Annotated in this window: 14 protein-coding genes and 1 pseudogene; 9 read left to right on the top strand and 6 right to left on the bottom strand. The window is 54.1% G+C overall.

What is annotated here, in order from left to right:
- Nucleotides 1-3: 3 nt before the first annotated feature.
- Together QRN24_RS01375 and QRN24_RS01380 are read left to right on the top strand one after the other, a co-directional pair.
- Nucleotides 4-1,503 carry a TolC family protein gene (locus tag QRN24_RS01375; protein WP_284942241.1) on the top strand — a complete coding sequence of 500 codons (1,500 nt, stop codon included), beginning with the start codon at nucleotides 4-6 and terminating at the stop codon, nucleotides 1,501-1,503.
- A 47-nt stretch (nucleotides 1,504-1,550) separates the two neighbouring features.
- Nucleotides 1,551-2,249, top strand: a complete 699-nt coding sequence (locus tag QRN24_RS01380; protein WP_183516574.1) for a response regulator — start codon at nucleotides 1,551-1,553, stop codon at nucleotides 2,247-2,249.
- A 66-nt stretch (nucleotides 2,250-2,315) separates the two neighbouring features.
- Here QRN24_RS01380 and QRN24_RS01385 read toward each other — a convergent pair whose 3' ends face one another.
- Nucleotides 2,316-5,261 (bottom strand): transporter substrate-binding domain-containing protein, encoded by a 2,946-nt coding sequence (locus QRN24_RS01385; RefSeq protein ID WP_284942242.1) that lies wholly within the window; start codon nucleotides 5,259-5,261, stop codon nucleotides 2,316-2,318.
- Between the two features lie 481 nt (nucleotides 5,262-5,742).
- Here QRN24_RS01385 and QRN24_RS01390 point away from each other — a divergent pair, with 481 nt between their 5' ends.
- A complete protein-coding gene (locus tag QRN24_RS01390) occupies nucleotides 5,743-7,017 on the top strand; it encodes a tetratricopeptide repeat protein (protein ID WP_284942243.1) in 1,275 nt (424 codons plus the stop codon).
- Nucleotides 7,018-7,083: 66 nt separating this feature from the next.
- Here QRN24_RS01390 and QRN24_RS01395 read toward each other — a convergent pair whose 3' ends face one another.
- On the bottom strand, nucleotides 7,084-7,434 hold the full coding sequence (locus QRN24_RS01395) for a hypothetical protein (RefSeq protein ID WP_047744041.1): 351 nt from the start codon (nucleotides 7,432-7,434) through the stop codon (nucleotides 7,084-7,086).
- 226 nt (nucleotides 7,435-7,660) lie between these two features.
- On the opposite strand from QRN24_RS01395, the gene QRN24_RS01400 reads away from it, so the two are divergent.
- The 3 genes and pseudogenes from QRN24_RS01400 to QRN24_RS01410 form a co-directional block, all read left to right on the top strand.
- A complete protein-coding gene (locus QRN24_RS01400; RefSeq protein WP_284942244.1) occupies nucleotides 7,661-11,209 on the top strand; it encodes a response regulator in 3,549 nt (1,182 codons plus the stop codon).
- A 201-nt stretch (nucleotides 11,210-11,410) separates the two neighbouring features.
- Nucleotides 11,411-11,860, top strand: coding sequence for a peptidoglycan-binding protein LysM (gene lysM, locus QRN24_RS01405; protein WP_020885103.1), 450 nt, complete (start codon nucleotides 11,411-11,413; stop codon nucleotides 11,858-11,860).
- A gap of 29 nt (nucleotides 11,861-11,889) precedes the next feature.
- Nucleotides 11,890-12,300, top strand: a pseudogene (locus tag QRN24_RS01410) (YidB family protein); the annotation flags it as partial.
- Nucleotides 12,301-12,370: 70 nt separating this feature from the next.
- On the opposite strand, the gene QRN24_RS01415 reads toward QRN24_RS01410, so the two are convergent.
- A complete protein-coding gene (locus tag QRN24_RS01415; protein ID WP_032681495.1) occupies nucleotides 12,371-13,291 on the bottom strand; it encodes an AraC family transcriptional regulator in 921 nt (306 codons plus the stop codon).
- Between the two features lie 103 nt (nucleotides 13,292-13,394).
- On the opposite strand from QRN24_RS01415, the gene QRN24_RS01420 reads away from it, so the two are divergent.
- Entirely contained in the window at nucleotides 13,395-14,228 is an 834-nt protein-coding gene (locus tag QRN24_RS01420; protein WP_032681494.1) for an oxidoreductase, read from the top strand.
- Between the two features lie 73 nt (nucleotides 14,229-14,301).
- Here QRN24_RS01420 and QRN24_RS01425 read toward each other — a convergent pair whose 3' ends face one another.
- On the bottom strand, nucleotides 14,302-14,652 hold the full coding sequence (locus QRN24_RS01425) for a helix-turn-helix domain-containing protein (protein ID WP_032670748.1): 351 nt from the start codon (nucleotides 14,650-14,652) through the stop codon (nucleotides 14,302-14,304).
- Nucleotides 14,653-14,984: 332 nt separating this feature from the next.
- On the opposite strand from QRN24_RS01425, the gene oqxA reads away from it, so the two are divergent.
- Nucleotides 14,985-16,160, top strand: a complete 1,176-nt coding sequence (gene oqxA / locus QRN24_RS01430; protein ID WP_014168988.1) for a multidrug efflux RND transporter periplasmic adaptor subunit OqxA — start codon at nucleotides 14,985-14,987, stop codon at nucleotides 16,158-16,160.
- A gap of 23 nt (nucleotides 16,161-16,183) precedes the next feature.
- A complete protein-coding gene (gene oqxB, locus QRN24_RS01435; protein WP_284942245.1) occupies nucleotides 16,184-19,336 on the top strand; it encodes a multidrug efflux RND transporter permease subunit OqxB in 3,153 nt (1,050 codons plus the stop codon).
- 69 nt (nucleotides 19,337-19,405) lie between these two features.
- Here the strand turns inward: oqxB and oqxR are convergent, their stop codons facing one another.
- Both oqxR and QRN24_RS01445 read right to left on the bottom strand, forming a co-directional pair.
- Nucleotides 19,406-19,882 carry an efflux pump transcriptional repressor OqxR gene (oqxR, locus tag QRN24_RS01440; RefSeq protein ID WP_020885097.1) on the bottom strand — a complete coding sequence of 159 codons (477 nt, stop codon included), beginning with the start codon at nucleotides 19,880-19,882 and terminating at the stop codon, nucleotides 19,406-19,408.
- A 330-nt stretch (nucleotides 19,883-20,212) separates the two neighbouring features.
- The gene (locus QRN24_RS01445; RefSeq protein ID WP_032681493.1) at nucleotides 20,213-21,592 is read right to left on the bottom strand and encodes an aminotransferase-like domain-containing protein; all 1,380 of its coding nucleotides are present in this window, start codon (nucleotides 21,590-21,592) and stop codon (nucleotides 20,213-20,215) included.
- Nucleotides 21,593-21,606: the final 14 nt, after the last annotated feature.

The raw sequence follows: 21,606 nt of genomic DNA on the forward strand, positions 1-21,606 counted from the left end.
ACGATGAAAAAGTATTCTCCAGTACAGCGGCGCCTGGCGGCGACGCTGACGGTACTCTCTTGCCTGATTTCAGGGAAAAGTGTCGCCAGTAGCGAGGGCTTATTAGCCTTTCAGCCTGTCGCTCCGCAGGCAAAATCCGGCATGGTGATGGCCTCCACCCCGCCTGCACCTCTCGCGCCACGGGTGGCGCAGAAAAGCGCGGTGGATAACCATGCTACTAGCACAACCCACACCGCGTTTGCGAAAAGCAACGCGACAAACGATGACCGGCAGACCGCCCGTGCGCCTGGCGAGAATGAAATCCGTCTGCTCTTTAATGATGCGGTCAATACTGCACTGGGTATGAGCCCTGAGGTTCGTGGCGCGCAGTTCAATACCGAGGCGGCACAGGCCAACGTTGATGAAGCGAAAGGGCAACGCTGGCCGCAGGTGGATGTCGGGACGCGTTCAAAAAGCGTCCAGTTCGGTGGCGGAGAACGGGGCTACAGCGACAGTCGTCCGGCGGTGACCGTGAATGTCGCAACCACATTGCTCGATTTTGGTCGTACCAGCAACACCATTAAAAGCCGTGAAGCGCTGCATCTGGCCGCGAAAGAGAATACGGGCGCACAGGCGGAAAACATTGCCTGGCAGGTCAGTAGTGCACTCATTGAGTTGAGTAAGCAGCGCCAGATCATTGTTCTCAGCCAAAAGTACGTGGCGCGTATGAATGAACTGGTCGAAATGCTGGACGGCATTGTGAAGGTTGACCAGGGGCGTCGCAGTGAACTGACGCAGGCCAGAGGGCGATTTTTACAGGCGCAATCTTCTTTAGATACGGCCATATCGCGCGCGCGTGATACGGAAATCATCCTCAACCGCCTGCTGGGGGATACGCCCGTTCCTCTGCCAACAGCAGCGGTGTGGAACCTGAAGCCAGGGGAGCTGAACAAGCAGTTATCCGCCATTGAAAGCCATCCTACCATTCGACAGGCGCAGGCAGAGACCGCATCAGCACTGGCGGATGCAGAAGCGGCGCGCTCTGCCGCCTACCCAACGGTGACGTGGAACGTTGGCAAAAGTACCGGGCGCGATGAACTGGGACGTGAACAGGCGTGGGAAACCAATGTAAACTTAAGCTGGCCGATTTTCCGGGGCGGTTCACAGCGGGCAGCTGAGCTTTCTGCCGCACGCCGTGCAGATGCCAGCAGAGAGGCCATTGAACAGCAATCCCGCGATCTGGATAACCGGGTACGTGCTGCCGATCAGGATGCCCATAGCATGCTGGAGCGCGCGGAGTTGTATCATAACTTATCGATTGAATCCGATCGTATTCGTCATGATTTCTTCGATCAGTGGTATCACCTCGGTCGACGTACTCTGTTAGATGTGTTGAGTGCAGAAAGTGATTTTTACGGCAACCAGGTCGCGGAAGTGACTAACCGTTTTGATGGCTATTCCGCTATTTTTCGTAGCTATGCCAGTTCCGGTACTTTATTGTTATGGTTACGGAATAATAATTAAGTCTTTTTTAAAGATGGCTCACACTGCAGGCATAAAAGAGAATATGTATGAACCCGTTTTCAGGTAAAAAAATATACGTCGCTTTACTCGACGATCACCCGATTGTCCGTAAGGGGATGGAAATTATATTGAGCCAGGAGCCTGATTTCGAACTAAAAGGCAGCTTTGCCACTCGTATCGAACTCATGAATTTTTTACGCAACAACCGTGTTGATGTGTTGGTTCTTGACTATTTGCTTGGTGATGAAGAGATCGACGGTTTACCGATGATCAAACAGCTCATGAGCACCTTCCCGTGGCTGAAAATTCTTCTTTCCTCCACGCTGGAAAACACGGCGATTGTGCGCATGGCGTTAAAAATCGGCGTGCGTGGGCATGTCGGTAAAAGCCGTGATTTATCGGAAGTGGTGAATGCGGCGCGCCAGGTCGCGGCGGGGCGTATCTCCCTCTCAGAAAGCATGGAGAAAGAGTTCTACCTGATTTCAGAGCCTTGTGCAGACACGAAATCGGGTTCAGAGGGTGACAACGCGCCGCAGGTGATTGAGGGCATTGGCCGCCTGGATCAGCTGTCTCCCAAGGAGCTTGAGGTGCTGCGACTCTTTACCGGTGGAATGTCTGTCCTGCAGATTTCAGAGAAATTCAATCGTAGTCGTAAGACGGTCAGCGGACAGAAGAAATCGGCCATGAAAAAGCTGGGCGTGAAAACGGACTCTGAACTGTTTCTTTGGCACGACCAACTGCTTTAAACCCATTACAACCGATTCATCCGAGACATTATCAGGAGCCTTTTACAGGCTCCTTTTTTATTTCAGTCAGACGGTATCGTCCGATGCTTTGTGCTCAATGGGATGAATATTTCGCAGTGCAGCCGCGAGATGATTGATTGAGCAGGGCTTAAACAGGCAATCATTCATACCAGCCTGTAAACAACGCGCCGTGATCTCATGCATGGCATTGGCGGTAAAGCCGATAATCCAGGCCGCGGCCCTGTGCTGCTCCTGCTCGCGCGTGCGGATTATGTCAGTCAGCTGATAACCATTCATGCCGGGCATGTTGCAGTCGGTAATGATCACGTCGAAATCTGTTTTTTCCCAGATAGCCAGTGCCTCATTTCCCTCTGACGCAAGATACGCATGCTGTCCTAACCAGGCCAACTGTTTAGCCAGCAGGATCCGGTTGGCAGGGTTATCGTCCACGACCAGGATCTTCAGGGCCGGAATTTTGTCTTCGTCTTCGTGCTGCTGGACATCCACGGCCGCCGCCGTTTTTACTTTCGGCAGTGTAAAGGTTGCTCTCACCGTGGTGCCCACGTTTTTCTCACTGGTCAGCATAAGCGTGCCGCCCATGCTTTCGCAGATGGTCCGGCTGATATAGAGGCCCAGCCCCGTTCCTGCGCGGCGGTTGTCTGCCTGACTAAAGGGCCTGAACAAGGCTGCCTGCTGGCTGGCATCGATCCCCACGCCGCTGTCCTTGACGTCAATGATGTAGTGAACGCTGTCATTTACCGGGTCTTCAGCCTGCTGCAGCGTCAGTGATACGCCGCCGACGTCGGTAAACTTAATGGCATTACTTAACAGGTTCGACAGAACCTGCTTGATGCGTAAGGGGTCGGCACAGACATCGATTATCGGTTCCGTCGGGAACGCGCGAGTGAGTTCGATATTTTTCTCAATGGCCACGCCCTGGAAAACCCGCATCATATTGTTAATCAGCGTACCGAGGTTCGTGGCTTCAGGATTGAAATCGAGATGCCCCCCCTCAATACGGGAAATATCCAGAATATCGCCAATTAATCCCACCAGTCCTTCTGCCGATTCATACGCCACCTCGAGCGCCTGAATATCTTGCTCACCACGGCGTCCTTTTTTCAGCACGATATCCAGCATGCCAATAATGGCATTCATCGGCGTGCGGATTTCATGACTCATGGTCGACAGGAAGACGGATTTTGCGCGGTTAGAATCCTCGGCCCTGTCTTTGGCTTCCTTAAGTTCAACCAGCAGCGCTTCACGCTCGGTGATGACCTCGCGTAATTGCACAAGCTGGGTGTTCATCTGACGACGAAGTGCCGCTTTACGCGCGATCTGCCGACGCAGGTAGAGTGCCCAACCCAGGGCCAGAATAATTAAGACGGCGCTAAAGACGGCGGTGGCAATCAACACTTCCCGATAGCGATACCACAAGCTGTCAACAACCACCAGTTCGTTGGGCCGCCAGCGGTTGGCCAGATTTTCCAGCTCAACAGGGGGAATGCTCAGCAATATTTTATCTAAAATCCCCTGAAGTTCCGGATTGGACAGCCCGACCCCGAAAGAGATCCAGACAGGGGCGTCCCCCACAATCGACACCACTTTGAGTTTGTCCTGAAAGTTGGTGAAGATTTGATAGTCACTCATGATCAGAATACCCACCGCGGCATCCGCTTTCCCCTCAAGTACGGTGGAAAGCAGCTGTGATTCATTGCCCACGTGAACAATTTCAATTTCCGGGTAACGCTGGCGCACCATACTTTCCACACCAATGTTTTTTACCATCGCCAGTCGTTTTCCACGCAGATCTGCCAGCATATGAATGTCGTTACGATTTGTCGCTGTTGCCAGGGAAAAGGCGCTCCGTAGATAGGGGCGGGTGAAAAGAATTTTATTTTTACGCGCTTCACTGGGGGTGATTGAGGCGAGCATATCCGCGCTTGACTCGTTCACCTGTTGAATCAGTTCCTCGGTGGTGCTGCCTGTTTCAAAACGAAACTGTAAACCGGTTCTGAGCGACACAACGGAAAACAGATCGGCGGCAATACCGCGCAGCACACCTTTATTATCAATAAATGAGACCGGGGCTGCATTGTCCTGGCTGTAGATCAGAACGTTAACGATGGGATGTTTCTTGATCCACGCTTTCTCTTGCTCGGTAAAGAGAAGGGATTTCGACCCCTGTGCGAGATCAATGCGATCGGGCTGCCAGAGACGATAAAGCTCCTGCTTTTCATCTTCTGGCACGGCCTTGATTGCGGCATTAATCAGTGTGAGCAGTTGTGGTTTTTTTTGGCTGACGGCAAACCCCACTTCACGGCTGGTCAGGCGTGAGAATCGCTCAACATGAATATTGTTCAGATAGTTGCGGCTGAGCGAGTAACTGTTGCCCAGATAAACCCGCGACTGACCAAACGCCACCGCGCTCAACGCTTCCTGATAACTGTCGAACAGGCGAAAACGGGCGTTAGGGTAGGCGGCCTGAGCCTGTGACAGGGGCAAATAGTCCCTCGGCATTGCGACGTCGGTATCACGTAGATCCTCTGCCAGAGGGGCGGTATCGCTATCGTTGAGCCCTAGCACCGGTTTATCGCTGGCATAAGGTAAGGAAAAGGCAAAGGCATCGTTATCCGGGAAGGCGGCCACGGACGGGATCAGGTCAATATCGCCACGTGCCAGCGCCTGCCACGCCTCTTCAGAGGAGCTAAACACTTTTATCTTAACCGGGAGGTTAAGTTGCCAGGCGACCAGTCCCGTATAATCCGCGCTCAAACCTTCATACTCATTGCGAATGTTACGCATGCCAAACGGTGGGGCATCATAATGGGTCACGCCCACGTTCAGTTGTCGTTGTTGTTTAATAAACGCGGCTTGATCGGCGGTAAGAGATAAACGCTGTAATCCCTGGACCGGTGTTCTCATCAGGATCTTATATTCATCGCCTATCGCTGAAGGCATTGAAAGCGAGAGTAAAACCAGCAGCACAAAAAGGCGAAAATAGTGACGCATATCTCTTTAACTGACTCCTGAAGACGAAGTGAGCCTGGGAATATCTTCCCCGGACATCGGGTGTGCTGTGAATGAAACATCATAAACAACCTGTACGGGCTAGCCCATAACTTACTGTATAGCCGATGAAAAGACATCCTTCATGCCTGACCTCAGCAATACCGGGGTCGAATTATACCGATGTCATCCTCATTTATGTGTGCGCAGTATGATGAAACAGACGATAAAGGGTTATAAGACCTGACTTGGTTATTTTTTTTAATGAAATAACATCTCATTATAAACGGTAATGGTATTAATTAAGTTGCTGTAAAATACTCAGCTTAAGTGAAATTGAATAAGAGGCGGAAATCGCTTTTTACCTGCCAGTACCGGGGCTGTACTCTCTTCAGGGAATATCAAGACGGGTCTTATCGTGAGCCACCCGTAACAATGAAAAAATCGGCTTAATTTTTCTGATTAAATAATTGAGCGGATTTTTATGCGCCCGGTACCTCAACGTCGACCTGTTAACCACGCCGCAATAAGCCAGCAGTTACATTCACTGGCGGAGATTTATCGCCAGTCTATGGCAGACGGGGATTACGCCAGCGCCTCGCGCTGCTGTGAAAAAGCCCTGGCCATATTGCCCAAAAATATGTCAGTGCAAAGTGACTATGCGCTAAGCCTGATGCGTCAGGGAAAGTACGATCAGGCGTATAAAGTGTATCGTAAAATATACCGGTCGCCGCAGCGTCATGAAGCCTCTGAAACCTGGCTGGATGGTTTTGCTGAACTGTGTGGGCACATGGGCAAAACCCAGGAGATGCGCACCTATGGCCTTGAGTCGCTGACGCTGTCGGATCAACGCTTTGGTCACGGCAAATGCTGGCCGCTTCCCTCAACGCCGCCGCGTCCTTTTGATGCCACGCAGCGCGAAAAAAATATTATCGCCTTCAGCCTGTTCGGCGATCGGCCGCGCTATTGCGAAACGCTGATTAAAAACATTGAAACCGCAAACTCGCTGTTTCCTGGCTGGTGCTGCCGTGTGTATCTGGATAATTCTGTGCCGCAGCACGTCTGGCAACGTCTGCAGGCGGGCGGTGCTCAACTGGTCGATATGAGCCACGAAAAAACCATCTATCCCACGTTATGGCGTTTTCTGGTGATGGACGACCCGACGGTTGAGCGGTTTTTAGTTCGTGATGCCGACTCGTTGCTCTCCGAACGCGAGCAGGTTTGTGTCGAGGCGTGGCTACGTTCGCCCTGGTACTTTCACCATATGCGTGACTATTTCACGCATACCGAGTTGTTACTCGCCGGGATGTGGGCTGGATGTGGCGGCATCTTCCCGAACGTTGCAAGAATGATGCGTGAGTTTGTCGTGCAGTACCGGGGCAATGCGCGCTTCACTGACCAGTATTTCCTGAAGGCGGTGCTGTGGTCCACCGTGCGGCAAAGTCTGCTTAGCCATGATGCTATTTTTGGTTTTCATCATGCCGAACCCTGGCCGGCGCATCCTCCTGTTCGCTGGAAGGCAGAACACTTCCACGTCGGGAGTAATGCCGGGTTTACGATAATGGCCGGGCCAAGCCATAAACAAGACGGGGAAAAGCAGGCTGTGCTGCTGAAAATGGACGGTAATGCCTGGCGGTATACGGCACCCGTGCAGCAGGGGCAGTGGAAACTGCCGATGCCTTTTTTTCTTGCCGAGGGGGTTCGTCAGGGAGACGTTAAGGTCGAGATAGTGAACGACGACGATCGTCAGGAGATCTGAGACAGATTGCGGGACTCCCGGAAACGCAGCGTCCCGCGTGTCGCCAGGACCGCAGGACGCCTACATTTACATATTATTGAGGGCGACCTGCATACCGACCTGAACCAGCAGTTCCGTTTCCATACCTGAATGCTGATATACGGCATATTGCACGCCATCGACAGTTACTGAGCCCCGGGCTTTCGTCCATTCACCCATTTCCGCGCCTTCGGGAAGTAGGTCCGAGAGGTTAATTTCATCCCCTGCATCACCTTTTATCATCAGTTGCTGGCTGGTATCGTCGGCAAAAAGACGCGCTTCATTCTGAATGAAAACGTCGTCGAGCGTTATTTCCAGCACCACCGGAAATGGCGTATCGCGGTCCCCATCCGTGAGGGCCTCTGGCGCGATATCGCGATTATCAATATTGTTGTTCATCACGGATTAACCTGTTCAAACGTAAAAAAGTACTTTCCTGGTAAAGTGGAGGAGAAATTTTTACCGGGACGGAACAGGCGCGACAATAAGTCCGGTCTTATACTGTCGGGATCTTGTCTGCCACTGAGGTATCTGCGCAGAACAAGACAAAGCTTACTCAGGGTAAGCCGGGTCATCGGTATAATTTTATTTTCCAGCATGTTTTATTCAGGGAACGACTCGTACGATGCGTTTTTTATCAGCCCGGCTATTGAGCCTGCTTCTTACCGTGTGTTGTGTATGGCAACTGCACGCCCAGCCACTGGAACTGCAGCGTCGCGTTCAGGTTAACGCGCCGCATGTCCAGTTCAGTGAGGCGGCGCAACGCTGGCTGGACAGCCATTCCACGCTGCATGTTGGGGTTTGGGGGCAGGAGCAACCGCCGTTAAGCGAAGGGATGGGACATGGCGTCTTTGGCGGCATTGCCGCTGATTACCTGGCAATGCTGGAAGACAGCCTTAAGGTAAAAATTAAGCTGCATTACTACGAAAACAGCAGTGAAGCGTTACTCGCGCTGAAGCGCCAGGAAATACAGATGGTGGCTATCTGGAATCCGGAGCTGTGGCCAAGCCCGGACCTGCAAGCCTCACCGCCCTGGCTGCTGGATAAAGCGGTTTTGATGACCCCAAAATCACAGGGTGAAACGCCTGTCGATCTGCGAAATAAAGTGATTGGCGTCGTCTCAGGAAGCCAGGCCAGTGAAGCGCTTCGCCGCCAGTATCCGGAAAGTACACTGCGCTTCCAGTCGTGGTATAACACCGCCGTCAGCGCGCTGGCCTTTAAGCAAATCGATGCGCTGTGGATTAACCGGGCCAGTGCGGAATATCTTACGCAATACCACCAGGTCAGAGACCTGAGCTGGACGTTCAGCCCGACGATACCTAATCTGAACATGAGTTTTGGTATCGACCGACAGCTACCGCTGCTGGCGGAATCCATCGATACCGTATTTAAACATATCTCGTTAGCCAGCCGTTTACGCATTGCGACCAGTTGGGGTCTGAACCGGAGCTTTGTTATCACCGCCAATCCACTGGGGTTAGATCCCGAGGAGGAAAGCTGGCTACGCGAGCACGGGCAAATTCAGGTCATTATTGACCGCCGTCAAAGGCCTGTCACGTTTGTCAGCGAAGGTGAACCTCAGGGGCTGGTGGTCGATCTGCTTAACCAGTTTAACGACCAGTACGGCATTCGCTTTTCCTTCCTCAGCGTTGAAAGTGATGCTGAACTTCTGGCAATGAAGCGCGCTCACCCTGACGCACTGTTTGTTGAACAGGTTATCGATACGCCGCAGCAAACCAAAAGCGGTGCAGCGAAAACGCCTCCGTTGCTTACCACGCCCGCCGTGGTGGTGATGGATCAGGGCATCAAGCGCCCCAGTGATTTCTCACAGTTGAAAGGCGAGAAAATTGCCATTCAGGCGAATGACCCGCTGTTGCCCTGGCTGGACACCTGGTATCCCACCATTAAGCTGGTGAAAGTTCCGCATATGGACGACGCCCTTGAACGCTTAAAACGTGGAGAAGTCCGTGGGGTGATTGCACCGCAGTTTATTGCCAGTTATCTCGTGACTCTCCACCATCCAACCCGTTTTCATCTGGCGGTGACCCTTCCTGTGACGCCCGTCGATCTGGTGTTGTCGGCGCAAACGGACAGCAGCCAGTCGATCAATATCCTGAACAAAGCGCTGGCCGATATGCAGCCACGGGCGCTGATGCAAATGGCGGGTGACTGGCGTCAGGCGGCGATAGAAAACAGTGAAACCTGGAATAAAAGCACGTTCGTGAACTCGCTGCTGTGGGGCATATTGCTCTTTCTGGTCGTGGTGGGCTGCTGGCTGTGGATCCAGTATTTGCGCCGTGCATTACGCCGCGGCAACGTCTGGCAGCAGAAGCTGGCTGAGCAGTTGAAATTTACCCAATCACTGATAGACGCCTCTCCTGTTGCGCTCTATGTCCGCGATCGGCAGGGGAATTTACTGCGTTATAACCAGGCCTGGAGCGATACTATTGGCCTGTCAGGGCAGGATCTGAAAGGTCTGCCGATCACCGCCATCAATACGGTTGAGCCTTCAGAGCTGGCGGCGATCGAAGCCCGCTATCGCCAGGCATTGCAGGATGGTCAACCGCAGAAATGGTCCGCCAGGTTTCAGGTGGGTGAGCAGCCACGATACTTGCAGGGGTGGGTCGTGCCGTGGCATGACGGGCAGGGCGAGATTGGCGGGTTAATTGGCGGCTGGCTGGATATCACCGAAAAAGAGCTGTTGATTGCTCAACTCTCTGAAACAAAAAGTAATCTTGAGCAGGCGATTGCCAGTAAAAATGCCTTTATGCTGAGCATGGGGCATGAGGTTCGCACACCGCTTAACGTGATTACGGGTCTGCTGGAACTGGAACTTCAGGCGCTGGACGAGCGCCATGAACGCAACGAGAATCTGAACCTCATCTGGGAGTCCTCCCTTAATCTGCTTTCGTTAATTGGCGACATGTTCGATGTTTTCCGTGCCGATAACCCGCAACTGCTCGGCTTAACGCGCAGCACGAACCTGCCGCAGTTGATTGACAGCACGGTCGCCCTCTATCGTCAGCAGGCAGAAGCAAAAGGCATGAGCCTGAACGTGCTGATGGAGCTTTCAGCGCAACGCTACGATACCGATCCGCTGTTAATTATCCGCATTCTGTCGAGCCTCCTGCGCAATGCCATCAAGCATGCTGACGGCGATGCCATTGATATCGAGGTGTATGAGGGAACCCGTGACCCACAGGTTGAAAGCGTCCGGCTGGTGATTGAGGTGTGCGATGGGGGGCCGGGGATTTCCGAAGCAACCCAGGCACAAATCATCGAACGCGCGAACAACGTGACGCTTAAATCGGAGTGGACCGATACCGGCTTTAGTTTGCCCGCCTGTCTGCATATGGCGCGCGCTGCCGGGGCGGAGGTGCGCATTGAGAGCGAGCCGCACGAAGGATGTGTGGTGAGTTTCCTCTTTAATGCGACACCCTCAGCGAAAATAGCCCTGCATCATCCGGCACCGGACAGCGTAGCCAGCCTGCATATTCTGGTGGTGGATGATTATCCTCCCGCGCGTCAGACCTTGCAGCAGCGACTCGAATCATGGGGACACCGCGTCTCTTTGGCCACGCAAGGAGAAGAGGCGCTGGCAATGTGGAAAGCGCAGCCAGCGCGTTATGCCGCCATTATTACTGACTGTACTATGCCGGTGATGGATGGTTACGAACTGACCCGGCAGATCCGTGAGCATGAACAACGGGAAGGGCGTGAGGCGATCCCCATTTTTGGCCTGACGGCCATGAGCGGCACAGAAGCGGCCGCAAGCTGTATTGATGCCGGGATGGATGAATATCTGGAAAAACCGCTAACGCCGCAAAAATTGCAGGAGATGCTGGAGCGGTATTTCGCTAGTGCCGGAAAGACGGACGCCACCGTTGACGATAAAACACGCCAGCTTCAGCTCGAAATGATCGCCGTGAATCATGACGACGCCGAACACCTTAAACAGCGACTTGAACAGCGAGAACGCGACAAGGTTGGCCGCATGGCGCACCGGATTAACGGCGGTGCGCGGTTGATGAATTTTACCTCGCTGAAAGAGGCCTGTGAGGCGCTGGAACTCGCCTGCAACAACGAACAAGGCTGGGAATCCATCGAACCGTTGGTCAGCCGTGTGCTGGAAGAGATGGAACGGTTTAACGCGTGGCTGGAACGCCAGACGTGAGACGTCGGCAAAAGGGAATGTTGCGGCATAACGGCGATACCAGGGCAAATATCCTGCACCCTGACGCTTATTGGATATACTTCATGTGGCAGGTTGTGCTGTTTCCGGATTTTTCAGCCAGAGCGGAGACACCGCATCGTACATCCTGCAACGGGATCCAATGAAAATGTTCACCATGAAACAGTTATGGAGGTGTGGAAGATGGGATTATTAAGTTTTGTGAAAGAAGCGGGCGAGAAAATCTGGGATGCCGTATCCGGCGGTAGCAAGGAAGATCAGGCCGACAAGCTGAAAAAACATATTGATAGTCTTAACCTGCCTGGTGCCGAAAAGGTCAACATTAATGTCGCGGACGACGGTACGGCGACGGTGACCGGCGACGTGGGCTCCCAGGAAGATAAAGAAAAAATTCTGGTGGCGGTAGGTAACGTCACCGGGATTGGCCAGGTCAATGATAGCGTGACCGTCACCCAAAGCGGGGTGGAAAGCCGCTATTACACGGTGAAATCCGGCGATACCCTGAGCGCCATCTCAAAAGCGATGTATGGCTCTGCCAATGAGTATCAGCGTATTTTTGAAGCCAATAAACCGATGCTGACGCATCCCGACAAAATCTACCCGGGTCAGGTACTGATTATCCCGGCTAAGTAAGCCGTCAATCAGGACGTGTTAGCGATGTTTGTAGGGAGTCTGTGATGGGATTATTAGATCAAATCGGCAGCTTGGCCGGCGGGCAGGGCGGTAAGACGGAGCAACTCCAGGCGATCATGACCTGGATTGAGCAGCAGGGCGGCATTCAGGGGATCCTCGAAAAATTCCGCAATGGCGGCCTGGGCGGCGTTGTCGAGTCGTGGCTTAGCCAGCAGAGTAATCAGTCGGTCAACAGCGAACAGATCACATCGGTGTTTGGATCGCCTGCGCTGCAGGATCTCGGCGCAAAACTGGGCGTGGATTCTCAAACCGCGTCGACGCTGATTGCTGAATACCTGCCTAAAATCGTCGACGGTCTTTCACCGCAGGGCGAAGCCCCGGCCCAGGGCGACCTGATGTCTGCGGGACTTAATCTGCTCAAAGGTAAGTTCCTGAGTTAGTACAATCCGCAGCGTCATGACGCCGTGTACATACCAGGCCTGTATTCAGGCCTGGTATGTAGTATCAGGCTTAATGGGAAGAGACAAATATCGATGCCTGCTGCACAGGCGGAACGGCGAAATTACGCTGCATGCGTTTTATTTCCTCTGCGGGTGGCAAACCAAACAGCCGTTTGAATTCACGATTAAACTGCGACGGACTTTCATAACCGACGGCGTAGCTCGCGGCGGCGGCGGTAATATGCTGACGCACCATCAACATCCTTGCCTGGTGCAGGCGCACCGATTTCACATATTGCATCGGCGGCATACGGGTTATCGCTTTGAAATGGGTGTGAAACGTCGGCACACTCATTCCGGCCTCCATCGCCAGTTGATTAAGCGTTAACGGCTCAGCGTAGGCGGTATGGATGTGCTGCAGTACTTTGCCAATTTTGCCGAACTGCCCCTGTAAGGCCAGCGCGGCGCGCATGGCCTTGCCCTGGGCACCCGTCAGGACGCGGAAATAGAGCTCTCGCACCCGCGCCGGGCCGAGGATCGCCGCCTCAAGCGGATTGTTCAGTACTTCAAGCAGGCGCAGCACGGCCGTTTTTACCGCGTCGTCCATCGGGCTCGACATCATGCTTTGCGGCGCAGCGGGAGGATGTGGGGCGTGATGCTGCTCAATCTGCAACATCAGTTCAGCGGCAAGCTGAAAATCCAGATGCAGATATATCGCCAGCAAGGGGTGTTCTGCCGATGCGTCGGTTTCCATCACAAACGGCACCGGAACCGACACGGCCAGATAGTGCTGTTCATCATACAGATAGGTCTTCTGACCGAAAAAGCCGCGTTTGCTGCCCTGGCAGACAATTACAATCCCCGGATCGTAAAGCACGGGCGTTCGCGCAAGCGGGCGGTCGGCACGCAAAATTCGCACATCAGGTAACGCCGTCAGGTTGTACCCCTCCTGCACCGCCAGTGCTTTTACTAAGGTAATCATCCCGGACATCACTGCACCTCATAAAATCAGGCAATAAAAAGAGAAGATACGGCCTAAAAATACGGCAGGGCAGAGAATACCATGCAACCTTCACTGTTCATGGGAGTAATTTATGGCATCTGCAAAAACAATCTTAATCACCGGCGTTAGCAGCGGCTTTGGTCGTGCTCTGGCGGAGGAAGCCCTCGCCGCAGGCCATCGGGTCGTGGGGACCGTGCGCACCCCCGAAGCAAAGCAGGCATTCGAGACACTCGATACGCAGCGGGCATTCGGCTGCCTGCTGGATGTCACGGACTATGCGCACATTGATGAAGTGGTTACGCAGAGTGTATCTACCGTCGGTCCGATTGATGTCCTTGTGAACAATGCCGGTTACGGTCACGAAGGCATACTGGAAGAGTCCTCGCTCGCAGACATGCGCCGCCAGTTTGAGGTGAATGTGTTTGGCGCCGTCGCGATGATCAAAGCCGTGCTGCCGGGCATGCGCCAGCGTCGTCACGGCCATATTATTAATATCACCTCGATGGGCGGTTTCATCACTCTGCCCGGTATCAGCTATTACTGTGGCAGTAAATTTGCGCTCGAAGGCATATCAGATACGCTGAGCAAAGAGCTTGCTCCGTTCAACATACATGTCACTGCGGTGGCACCGGGCTCGTTTCGCACCGACTGGGCAGGACGCTCGATGGTACGCAGCGCGCGCAGCATCCCGGACTATGACGCGTTATTCGATCCTGTCCGCCAGGCTCGTCAGGAAAAAAGTGGTCAGCAACTCGGCGACCCCGTAAAAGCGGCGCGCGCCATGCTGGCTATCATTGAGAGCCAGAACCCGCCGACGCATTTATTGCTTGGCAGTGATGCTTTGAGTTTAGTGCGGGAAAAGCTCGCGCGTTTAGGTGAGGAAATCGATCGCTGGGAAGCGTTAACACGTTCAACGGACGGCTGAGCGGCGAACACGGGAACATGATTACAGGCCGGTTTGCCACCGGCCAGTACGGGTCGCGGCGAAAGCCGCGACACTAGGTTGATTGCTGGCGTTCAGGGCAGACGGTACTGCGACGCCATGCCCCGGGGGCCTGGCCATACTGACGCTTAAAGCTGCGGTTGAAGGACTGCTGGGAGTCAAAGCCCAGCGCGATCGCCACGTTCAGGATCGGTTCATCGCTGTGGGTTAAGCGCTCGACCGACTTTTGCAGCTTTTGTGCACGAATATACTCGGCCAGCGGATACCCGGTATGTTCCTTGAAGATCCGCTGGAGATGCCATTTCGAGTAGCCGGCGCGCCTGGAAACGGTGTTAATGTCCAGGCGGCTTTCAAGGTTGTTGTCGATCCAGTCGAGTAGATCATGAATAAATGCGTCAGTGTTCATGGTTTCCCCCACGCCGCGTTTTAAAAAGCATTTTTGTCTGTTGCATTTAAAGATGACTCGCTCTGACATTAAATGCAAGTTTTATTGTTGCATTTAAATCCTTGCCGAAAACGCGCCTTTTGTCCCTGAGCCAAATAGCACATAAAGTGTATTAATTATTCTTGCACTAAATCTGACGCCTTCCTACAATCGCCGCGATAGTGTATTCGCAACTGTTACAGTTTTGTGGCGATGAACGACACAAATAGTCTCAAGCCAGTCCGGACAAAGGAAGTGGCGCCGCGTCTCCCGCAGCGTCTTGCCCGGCGGCCACCATTACCGGAATAAAAATAATGAGCCTGCAAAAACCCTGGGTTAACGTTCATCTGACGGCGCTGGGAGCGATGTTTCTCTCCATGCTGCTTGTCGGATGCGATGACGGCGTGGCACAAAATGCCGTCCCACAAGCGCCCGCTGTGAGCGCCGCTGACGTGGTAGTGAAATCCATCAGTCAGTGGGATAGCTTTAACGGCCGGATTGAAGCGGTGGAAAGCGTTCAGCTGCGCCCCCGCGTCTCCGGCTACATTGATAAAGTGAATTACACCGACGGCCAGGAAGTGAAAAAGGGCGAGGTGCTGTTCACTATCGATGACAGAACCTATCGCGCTGCGCTGGAACAGGCGCAGGCCACCTTAACGAGAGCCAAAACGCAGGCCAGCCTGGCGCGCAGTGAGGCTAACCGTACCGATAAACTCGTCAATACCAACGTCGTCTCCCGTGAAGAGTGGGAGCAGCGCCGTTCGGCCGCCGCCCAGGCGCAGGCCGATATTCGCGCCGCGCAGGCAGCAGTTGACGCGGCACAACTTAACCTCGATTTCACCAAAGTGACCGCGCCTATTGATGGCCGCGCCAGCCGCGCGCTGATCACCAGCGGTAATCTGGTCACCGCGGGTGACAGTGCCAGCGTCCTCACCACGCTGGTCTCCCTGAAAACGGTTTACGTCTACTTTGACGTGGATGAAGCAACCTACCTTCACTATCAAAATCTTGCCCGCAGCGGGCAGGGCGCGTCCAGTAATCACCTGGCACTCCCGGTTGAGATTGGCCTGGTGGGGGAGGAGGGTTATCCCCATCAGGGCAAGGTGGATTTTCTTGATAATCAGTTAACGCCGAGCACCGGCACCATCCGTATGCGCGCGCTGCTGGATAATGCGCAGCGTCAGTTCACGCCAGGACTGTTTGCCCGCGTACGCCTGCCGGGCAGCGCTGAATTCAAAGCCACGCTTGTCGACGATAAAGCGGTGCTGACCGATCAGGATCGCAAATACGTTTATATCGTTGATAAAGAAGGTAAAGCGCAGCGCCGCGATATCACGCCGGGACGTCTGGCCGCCGGTTTACGTATCGTGCAGCAGGGGCTGAACCCTGGCGATAAAGTCATCGTCGACGGTTTACAAAAAGTGTTTATGCCGGGTATGCCGGTTAACGCGAAAACCGTTCCGATGACCGCCAGCGCCGCGCTTAACTGATCCCTTACCCGAGAATCCGACATATGGACTTTTCCCGCTTTTTTATCGACAGGCCGATTTTCGCCGCAGTACTGTCGATTCTGATTTTCATCACAGGATTAATCGCTATCCCGCTGTTGCCGGTGAGCGAATATCCTGACGTTGTACCGCCAAGCGTGCAGGTGCGCGCGGAGTATCCGGGTGCCAACCCGAAAGTGATTGCAGAAACCGTGGCGACGCCGCTGGAAGAAGCCATCAACGGCGTTGAAAACATGATGTACATGAAATCCGTTGCAGGCTCTGACGGCGTACTGGTAACCACCGTGACGTTCCGCCCGGGTACCGACCCGGATCAGGCGCAGGTTCAGGTGCAAAACCGCGTGTCACAGGCCGAGGCGCGTCTGCCAGAAGATGTACGACGTCTGGGCATTACCACCCAGAAACAATCACCGACGCTGACGCTGGTGGTGCATCTGTTTTCGCCGGGCGGCAAGTACGATTCACTGTATATGCGTAACTACGCCACGCTTAAAGTGAAGGACGAACTGGCGCGTCTGCCGGGCGTGGGTCAGATTCAGATTTTTGGCTCTGGCGAATACGCGATGCGCATCTGGCTGGATCCCGACAAGGTGGCAGCCCGCGGGTTGACGGCCTCGGATGTCGTGACGGCGATGCAGGAGCAAAACGTTCAGGTTTCTGCCGGACAGCTTGGCGCCGAGCCGCTGCCGAAAGAGAGCGATTTCCTGATCTCCATCAACGCCCAGGGGCGTCTGCACACGGAAGAAGAGTTTGGCAATATTATTCTGAAAACGGCGCAAGACGGCTCGCTGGTACGCCTGCGCGACGTGGCGCGTATTGAAATGGGCTCTGGCAGCTATGCGCTGCGTTCCCAGCTCAACAACAAAGACGCGGTCGGGATTGGTATCTTCCAGTCCCCGGGCGCGAACGCCATCGATTTGTCTAACGCCGTGCGCGCGAAAATGAACGAACTGGCCACGCGTTTCCCGGAAGATATGAAATGGGCAGCACCGTACGACCCGACGGTTTTCGTTCGCGATTCCATTCGCGCGGTCGTGCAGACCCTGCTGGAAGCGGTGGTGCTGGTAGTACTGGTGGTGATCCTGTTCCTGCAGACCTGGCGCGCGTCGATTATTCCGCTGATCGCGGTGCCGGTATCGGTTGTGGGGACGTTCAGCATTCTCTACCTGCTTGGCTTCTCACTGAATACCCTGAGTTTGTTCGGGCTGGTGCTGGCTATCGGTATCGTCGTGGATGACGCCATCGTGGTGGTGGAAAACGTCGAGCGAAATATCGAAGAGGGGCTTTCTCCGCTTCAGGCGGCGCATCAGGCGATGCGTGAAGTTTCGGGGCCGATTATCGCGATTGCGCTGGTGCTGTGCGCGGTGTTTGTACCGATGGCGTTCCTCTCCGGGGTAACCGGCCAGTTCTACAAACAGTTTGCGGTGACTATCGCGATTTCGACGGTGATTTCCGCCATCAACTCGCTGACGCTCTCGCCGGCACTGGCAGCGCTGCTGTTAAAACCGCACGGCGCCCCGAAAGACTACCCGACCCGGCTTATTGATCGTCTGTTTGGCTGGCTGTTCCGTCCGTTTAACCGCTTTTTCCACCGTAGCTCAAACGGTTATCAGGGGCTGGTGGGGAAAACGCTCGGACGCCGTGGCGCGGTGTTTGTTGTTTATGTGCTGCTGCTGTGCGCGGCTGGCGTCATGTTTAAAGCGGTCCCCGGCGGGTTTATACCTACCCAGGATAAGCTGTATTTAATTGGCGGCGTGAAAATGCCGGAAGGTTCTTCACTGGCCCGCACCGATGCGGTGATCCGCAAAATGAGCGAAATCGGGATGAATACCGAAGGCGTGGATTATGCGGTCGCTTTTCCTGGGCTTAACGCGCTGCAGTTCACCAACACGCCGAATACCGGGACGGTCTTCTTTGGTCTGAAACCGTTCGATCAGCGTAAACATACGGCGGCGGAAATTAACGCTGAGATCAATGCCAAAATCGCTCAAATTCAGCAGGGCTTTGGTTTCTCCATTTTGCCACCGCCGATTTTAGGGCTGGGGCAGGGGTCGGGTTATTCGCTGTACATCCAGGATCGCGGCGGTCTGGGCTATGGTGCGCTGCAAAACGCGGTGAACACCATGTCCGGTGCGATTATGCAGACGCCGGGGATGCATTTCCCGATCTCAACCTACCAGGCTAACGTTCCGCAGCTGGATGTGCAGGTTGATCGAGATAAGGCGAAAGCGCAGGGCGTGTCGCTGACCGATCTGTTCGGTACGCTGCAAACCTATCTGGGATCGTCTTATGTGAACGATTTTAACCAGTTCGGGCGTACCTGGCGCGTGATGGCGCAGGCCGACGGGCCGTTCCGTGACAGCGTGGAAGACATTGCGAATTTGCGCACCCGTAATAATCAGGGCGAAATGGTGCCGATCGGCAGTATGGTGAATATCAGCACCACCTACGGGCCGGATCCGGTGATCCGTTATAACGGTTATCCGGCGGCGGATCTGATTGGCGATGCCGATCCGCGCATTCTCTCTTCGGCACAGGCGATGACGCAACTGGACGGAATGTCTAAGCAGATCCTGCCGAACGGGATGAATATTGAATGGACGGATCTGAGCTTCCAGCAGGCCACTCAGGGCAACACGGCGCTGATCGTCTTCCCGGTCGCGGTGCTGCTGGCTTTCCTGGTGCTGGCCGCACTTTATGAAAGCTGGACCCTGCCGCTGGCGGTGATCCTGATCGTTCCGATGACGATGCTGTCCGCGTTGTTTGGTGTCTGGCTGACCGGGGGCGATAACAACGTCTTCGTGCAGGTGGGGCTGGTGGTACTCATGGGGCTGGCATGTAAAAACGCGATTCTTATCGTTGAGTTTGCGCGCGAGCTGGAGCTTCAGGGGAAAGGGATTATGGAAGCGGCGCTGGAAGCATGCCGCCTGCGTTTACGCCCGATTGTGATGACCTCCATCGCCTTTATTGCCGGGACGATTCCGCTGATCCTCGGCCACGGCGCAGGCGCAGAAGTGCGCGGTGTCACCGGGATCACGGTGTTCTCCGGGATGCTGGGCGTGACGCTGTTTGGTCTGTTCCTGACGCCGGTGTTTTACGTGACGCTGCGTAAATTCGTTACGCGCGGCAAACCGGTCAACGACGTTTTACCTGCCTAGGTTTTTACAGGGCACAAAAAAACCGCCTTCTCGTTAAGGCGGTTTTTTTTCGTATCAGGAAGGGCATGACTACGCTTTTTTATGCAGGCCTTCAATTTCAGGCACCGGATCGCACCCGCTGGTATCGGCTTTTTTGACCTTTTCCAGCGCGCTGGCCACGGTATGTTGAGCCAGAACCTCTAACGAAGCCTGCTCCGCTTCATCGGCGATAGATTTGAAGTACCAGCACGCATTGGCGCTGACGACGCAGCGAGCCGGTACGTCAGGACGCGACGCCCACAGCTTTTTATCTTCTATGACAGAAACATAGATATCACGCAGGGTGATCTTATCCGCCGGACGACCAAGATGAATAGAACCGTTACGGCCAAGGGTTGAGACGATAATGCCGTCACGCGTAAGCGGAACCATCAACTTGCGGATAAAGCTCGGATTTGCTTCCAGTCCGTAGGCCAGAATCGCACTCGTCGAACGTTCACCCGATTGCTCCGCCATCGCTACGCTGAGAACCATCTGCAAAGCTGTCGGGAAGCGGTAATCTAACATTTCTTTGTCCTGGGTTGCGGTGAATCTTGTTCTTTTTGGCACCGCAGAGGTGAATAATCAATAAGTAACAATATAACAAATACGGCAATTTTTTTGAAGCAGACAACGCCTGACCTGGCCCGTAAAAAAGCGTTTACGCTTCGCGTCGAATGGCAGCATAAGACCCATCCATACGCTTTACCGATTGTATAAGCATTGTCTATTTCATCATGGCGACTGATAAAAATATTATGAAAAAATGCTGATCGAATCGCCGCTGATTTTTTGAGCACATAAAGGGAATGACATTACCCTCGTCAGAAGAAACAGGAGTCAGACCTATCCTGTCATTCATACATTAAAAAGCGGGAACGGGTCTGGTTTCTGTTTGAGTTGCCCGGCAATCTCGTTGAGTTTCAAGAGTGCTTGCTTTAACTGGCTGAACTCCGTTCCGCCAATACATAACCTGACGCCGTACTGATCCGACTGTTGACCCACTTCAGTCGAGGCCGGTGCTGTCACTTTGATGCCTGTCGCCAGCGCTGCATTGTAGAAAGAGTGCGCATCATCGCGTGAAAACGGTAACCAGAGATGAAAGCTGGGCAGCCCCGAGCGATAAACGTGCTCTCCTAAAATGTCGATAGCGAGTTGGTAACGACGCCGGGTTTCGTGTTCAATTGCGAGGGTGACGGTTTCTGCTGTGCCATCAATCAGCCATTGCTCCATGATGGAGCTGCTTAGCGGAGAGACCATCATCGCCGTTGCCCTCAGCATGGATTCTGCTCGTGAATACAGCGCCTCCGGTACCAGTAGCCCGCCAATCCGCAATGCTGGATTAAGGATCTTAGATAAGCTATTCACATATAAGGTGATATCGGGGGCTATTTTGGCAATCTGTGGCAATTCTGTCGTGCTCATCAGCCGATAAACATCATCCTCAATAATCTTTATGCCCCTTTCCCGACAAACCCGAACCAGTTCCTGACGGCGGGCCAGGCTCATAATGCGTGTGGACGGACTTTGTAAGAGCGGCGTGACATAGACAGCACCGCCTTTTTCCGCATTTTCATCGAGGGTCTTTTCCAGAACAGAGACATCCATGCCTTCGTCATCCATCGGGATCCCCACTAATGTGAGCTTCAGTAAATGCGACAGCTGAATCAGCCCTGAATAGGTCTGGGCCTCAACGTACAGTCGGCCAAAAGGTTCACAGACCGTAGACAACGCTACAGAGAGCGCATGCTGAGCACCGTTCGTTAAGATGAGATGCTGGTAATCGGCCGGGACACCCAGACGACTGAACCACTGCGCAAGAAGCCGCCGGTGTTCATCATGGCCCGTTGCCGGGGCGTAAGTGTTAAACATATCCATGTCAGGACGCCGGGCGAGGGTGGTGAGTGTCTTACTCAGTGACCGGGAGGTCAGTGCTGCCGGCGGGGTGTTTTGCGACAGGTCGATAAAGGTTCGGCTTCTGGAATTGGCCAGCGCGACAAACATTCCGCTGCCCTTAACGCTTCGCACCAGACCCCGTCTCTCCAGGATCCCATAGGCTTTCGTTACAGTACCCACCGCGATACCGAGCGTATCTGCCAGTTCACGATGCGCCGGAAGGCGCGCGCCGAGCCTCAGCAGGCCTGAAAGAATATCGTCTGACAACGCCTGGACCAGCCGATCGGTAGGGGATGAATTGCCTTCTGCAAGATGGGGTTGCCACGGAGAACGTTCGCGCATGAGATTACCATAAG

This window comes from Enterobacter sp. MEB024 (assembly GCF_030209635.1).
Classification (GTDB): domain Bacteria; phylum Pseudomonadota; class Gammaproteobacteria; order Enterobacterales; family Enterobacteriaceae; genus Enterobacter; species Enterobacter ludwigii.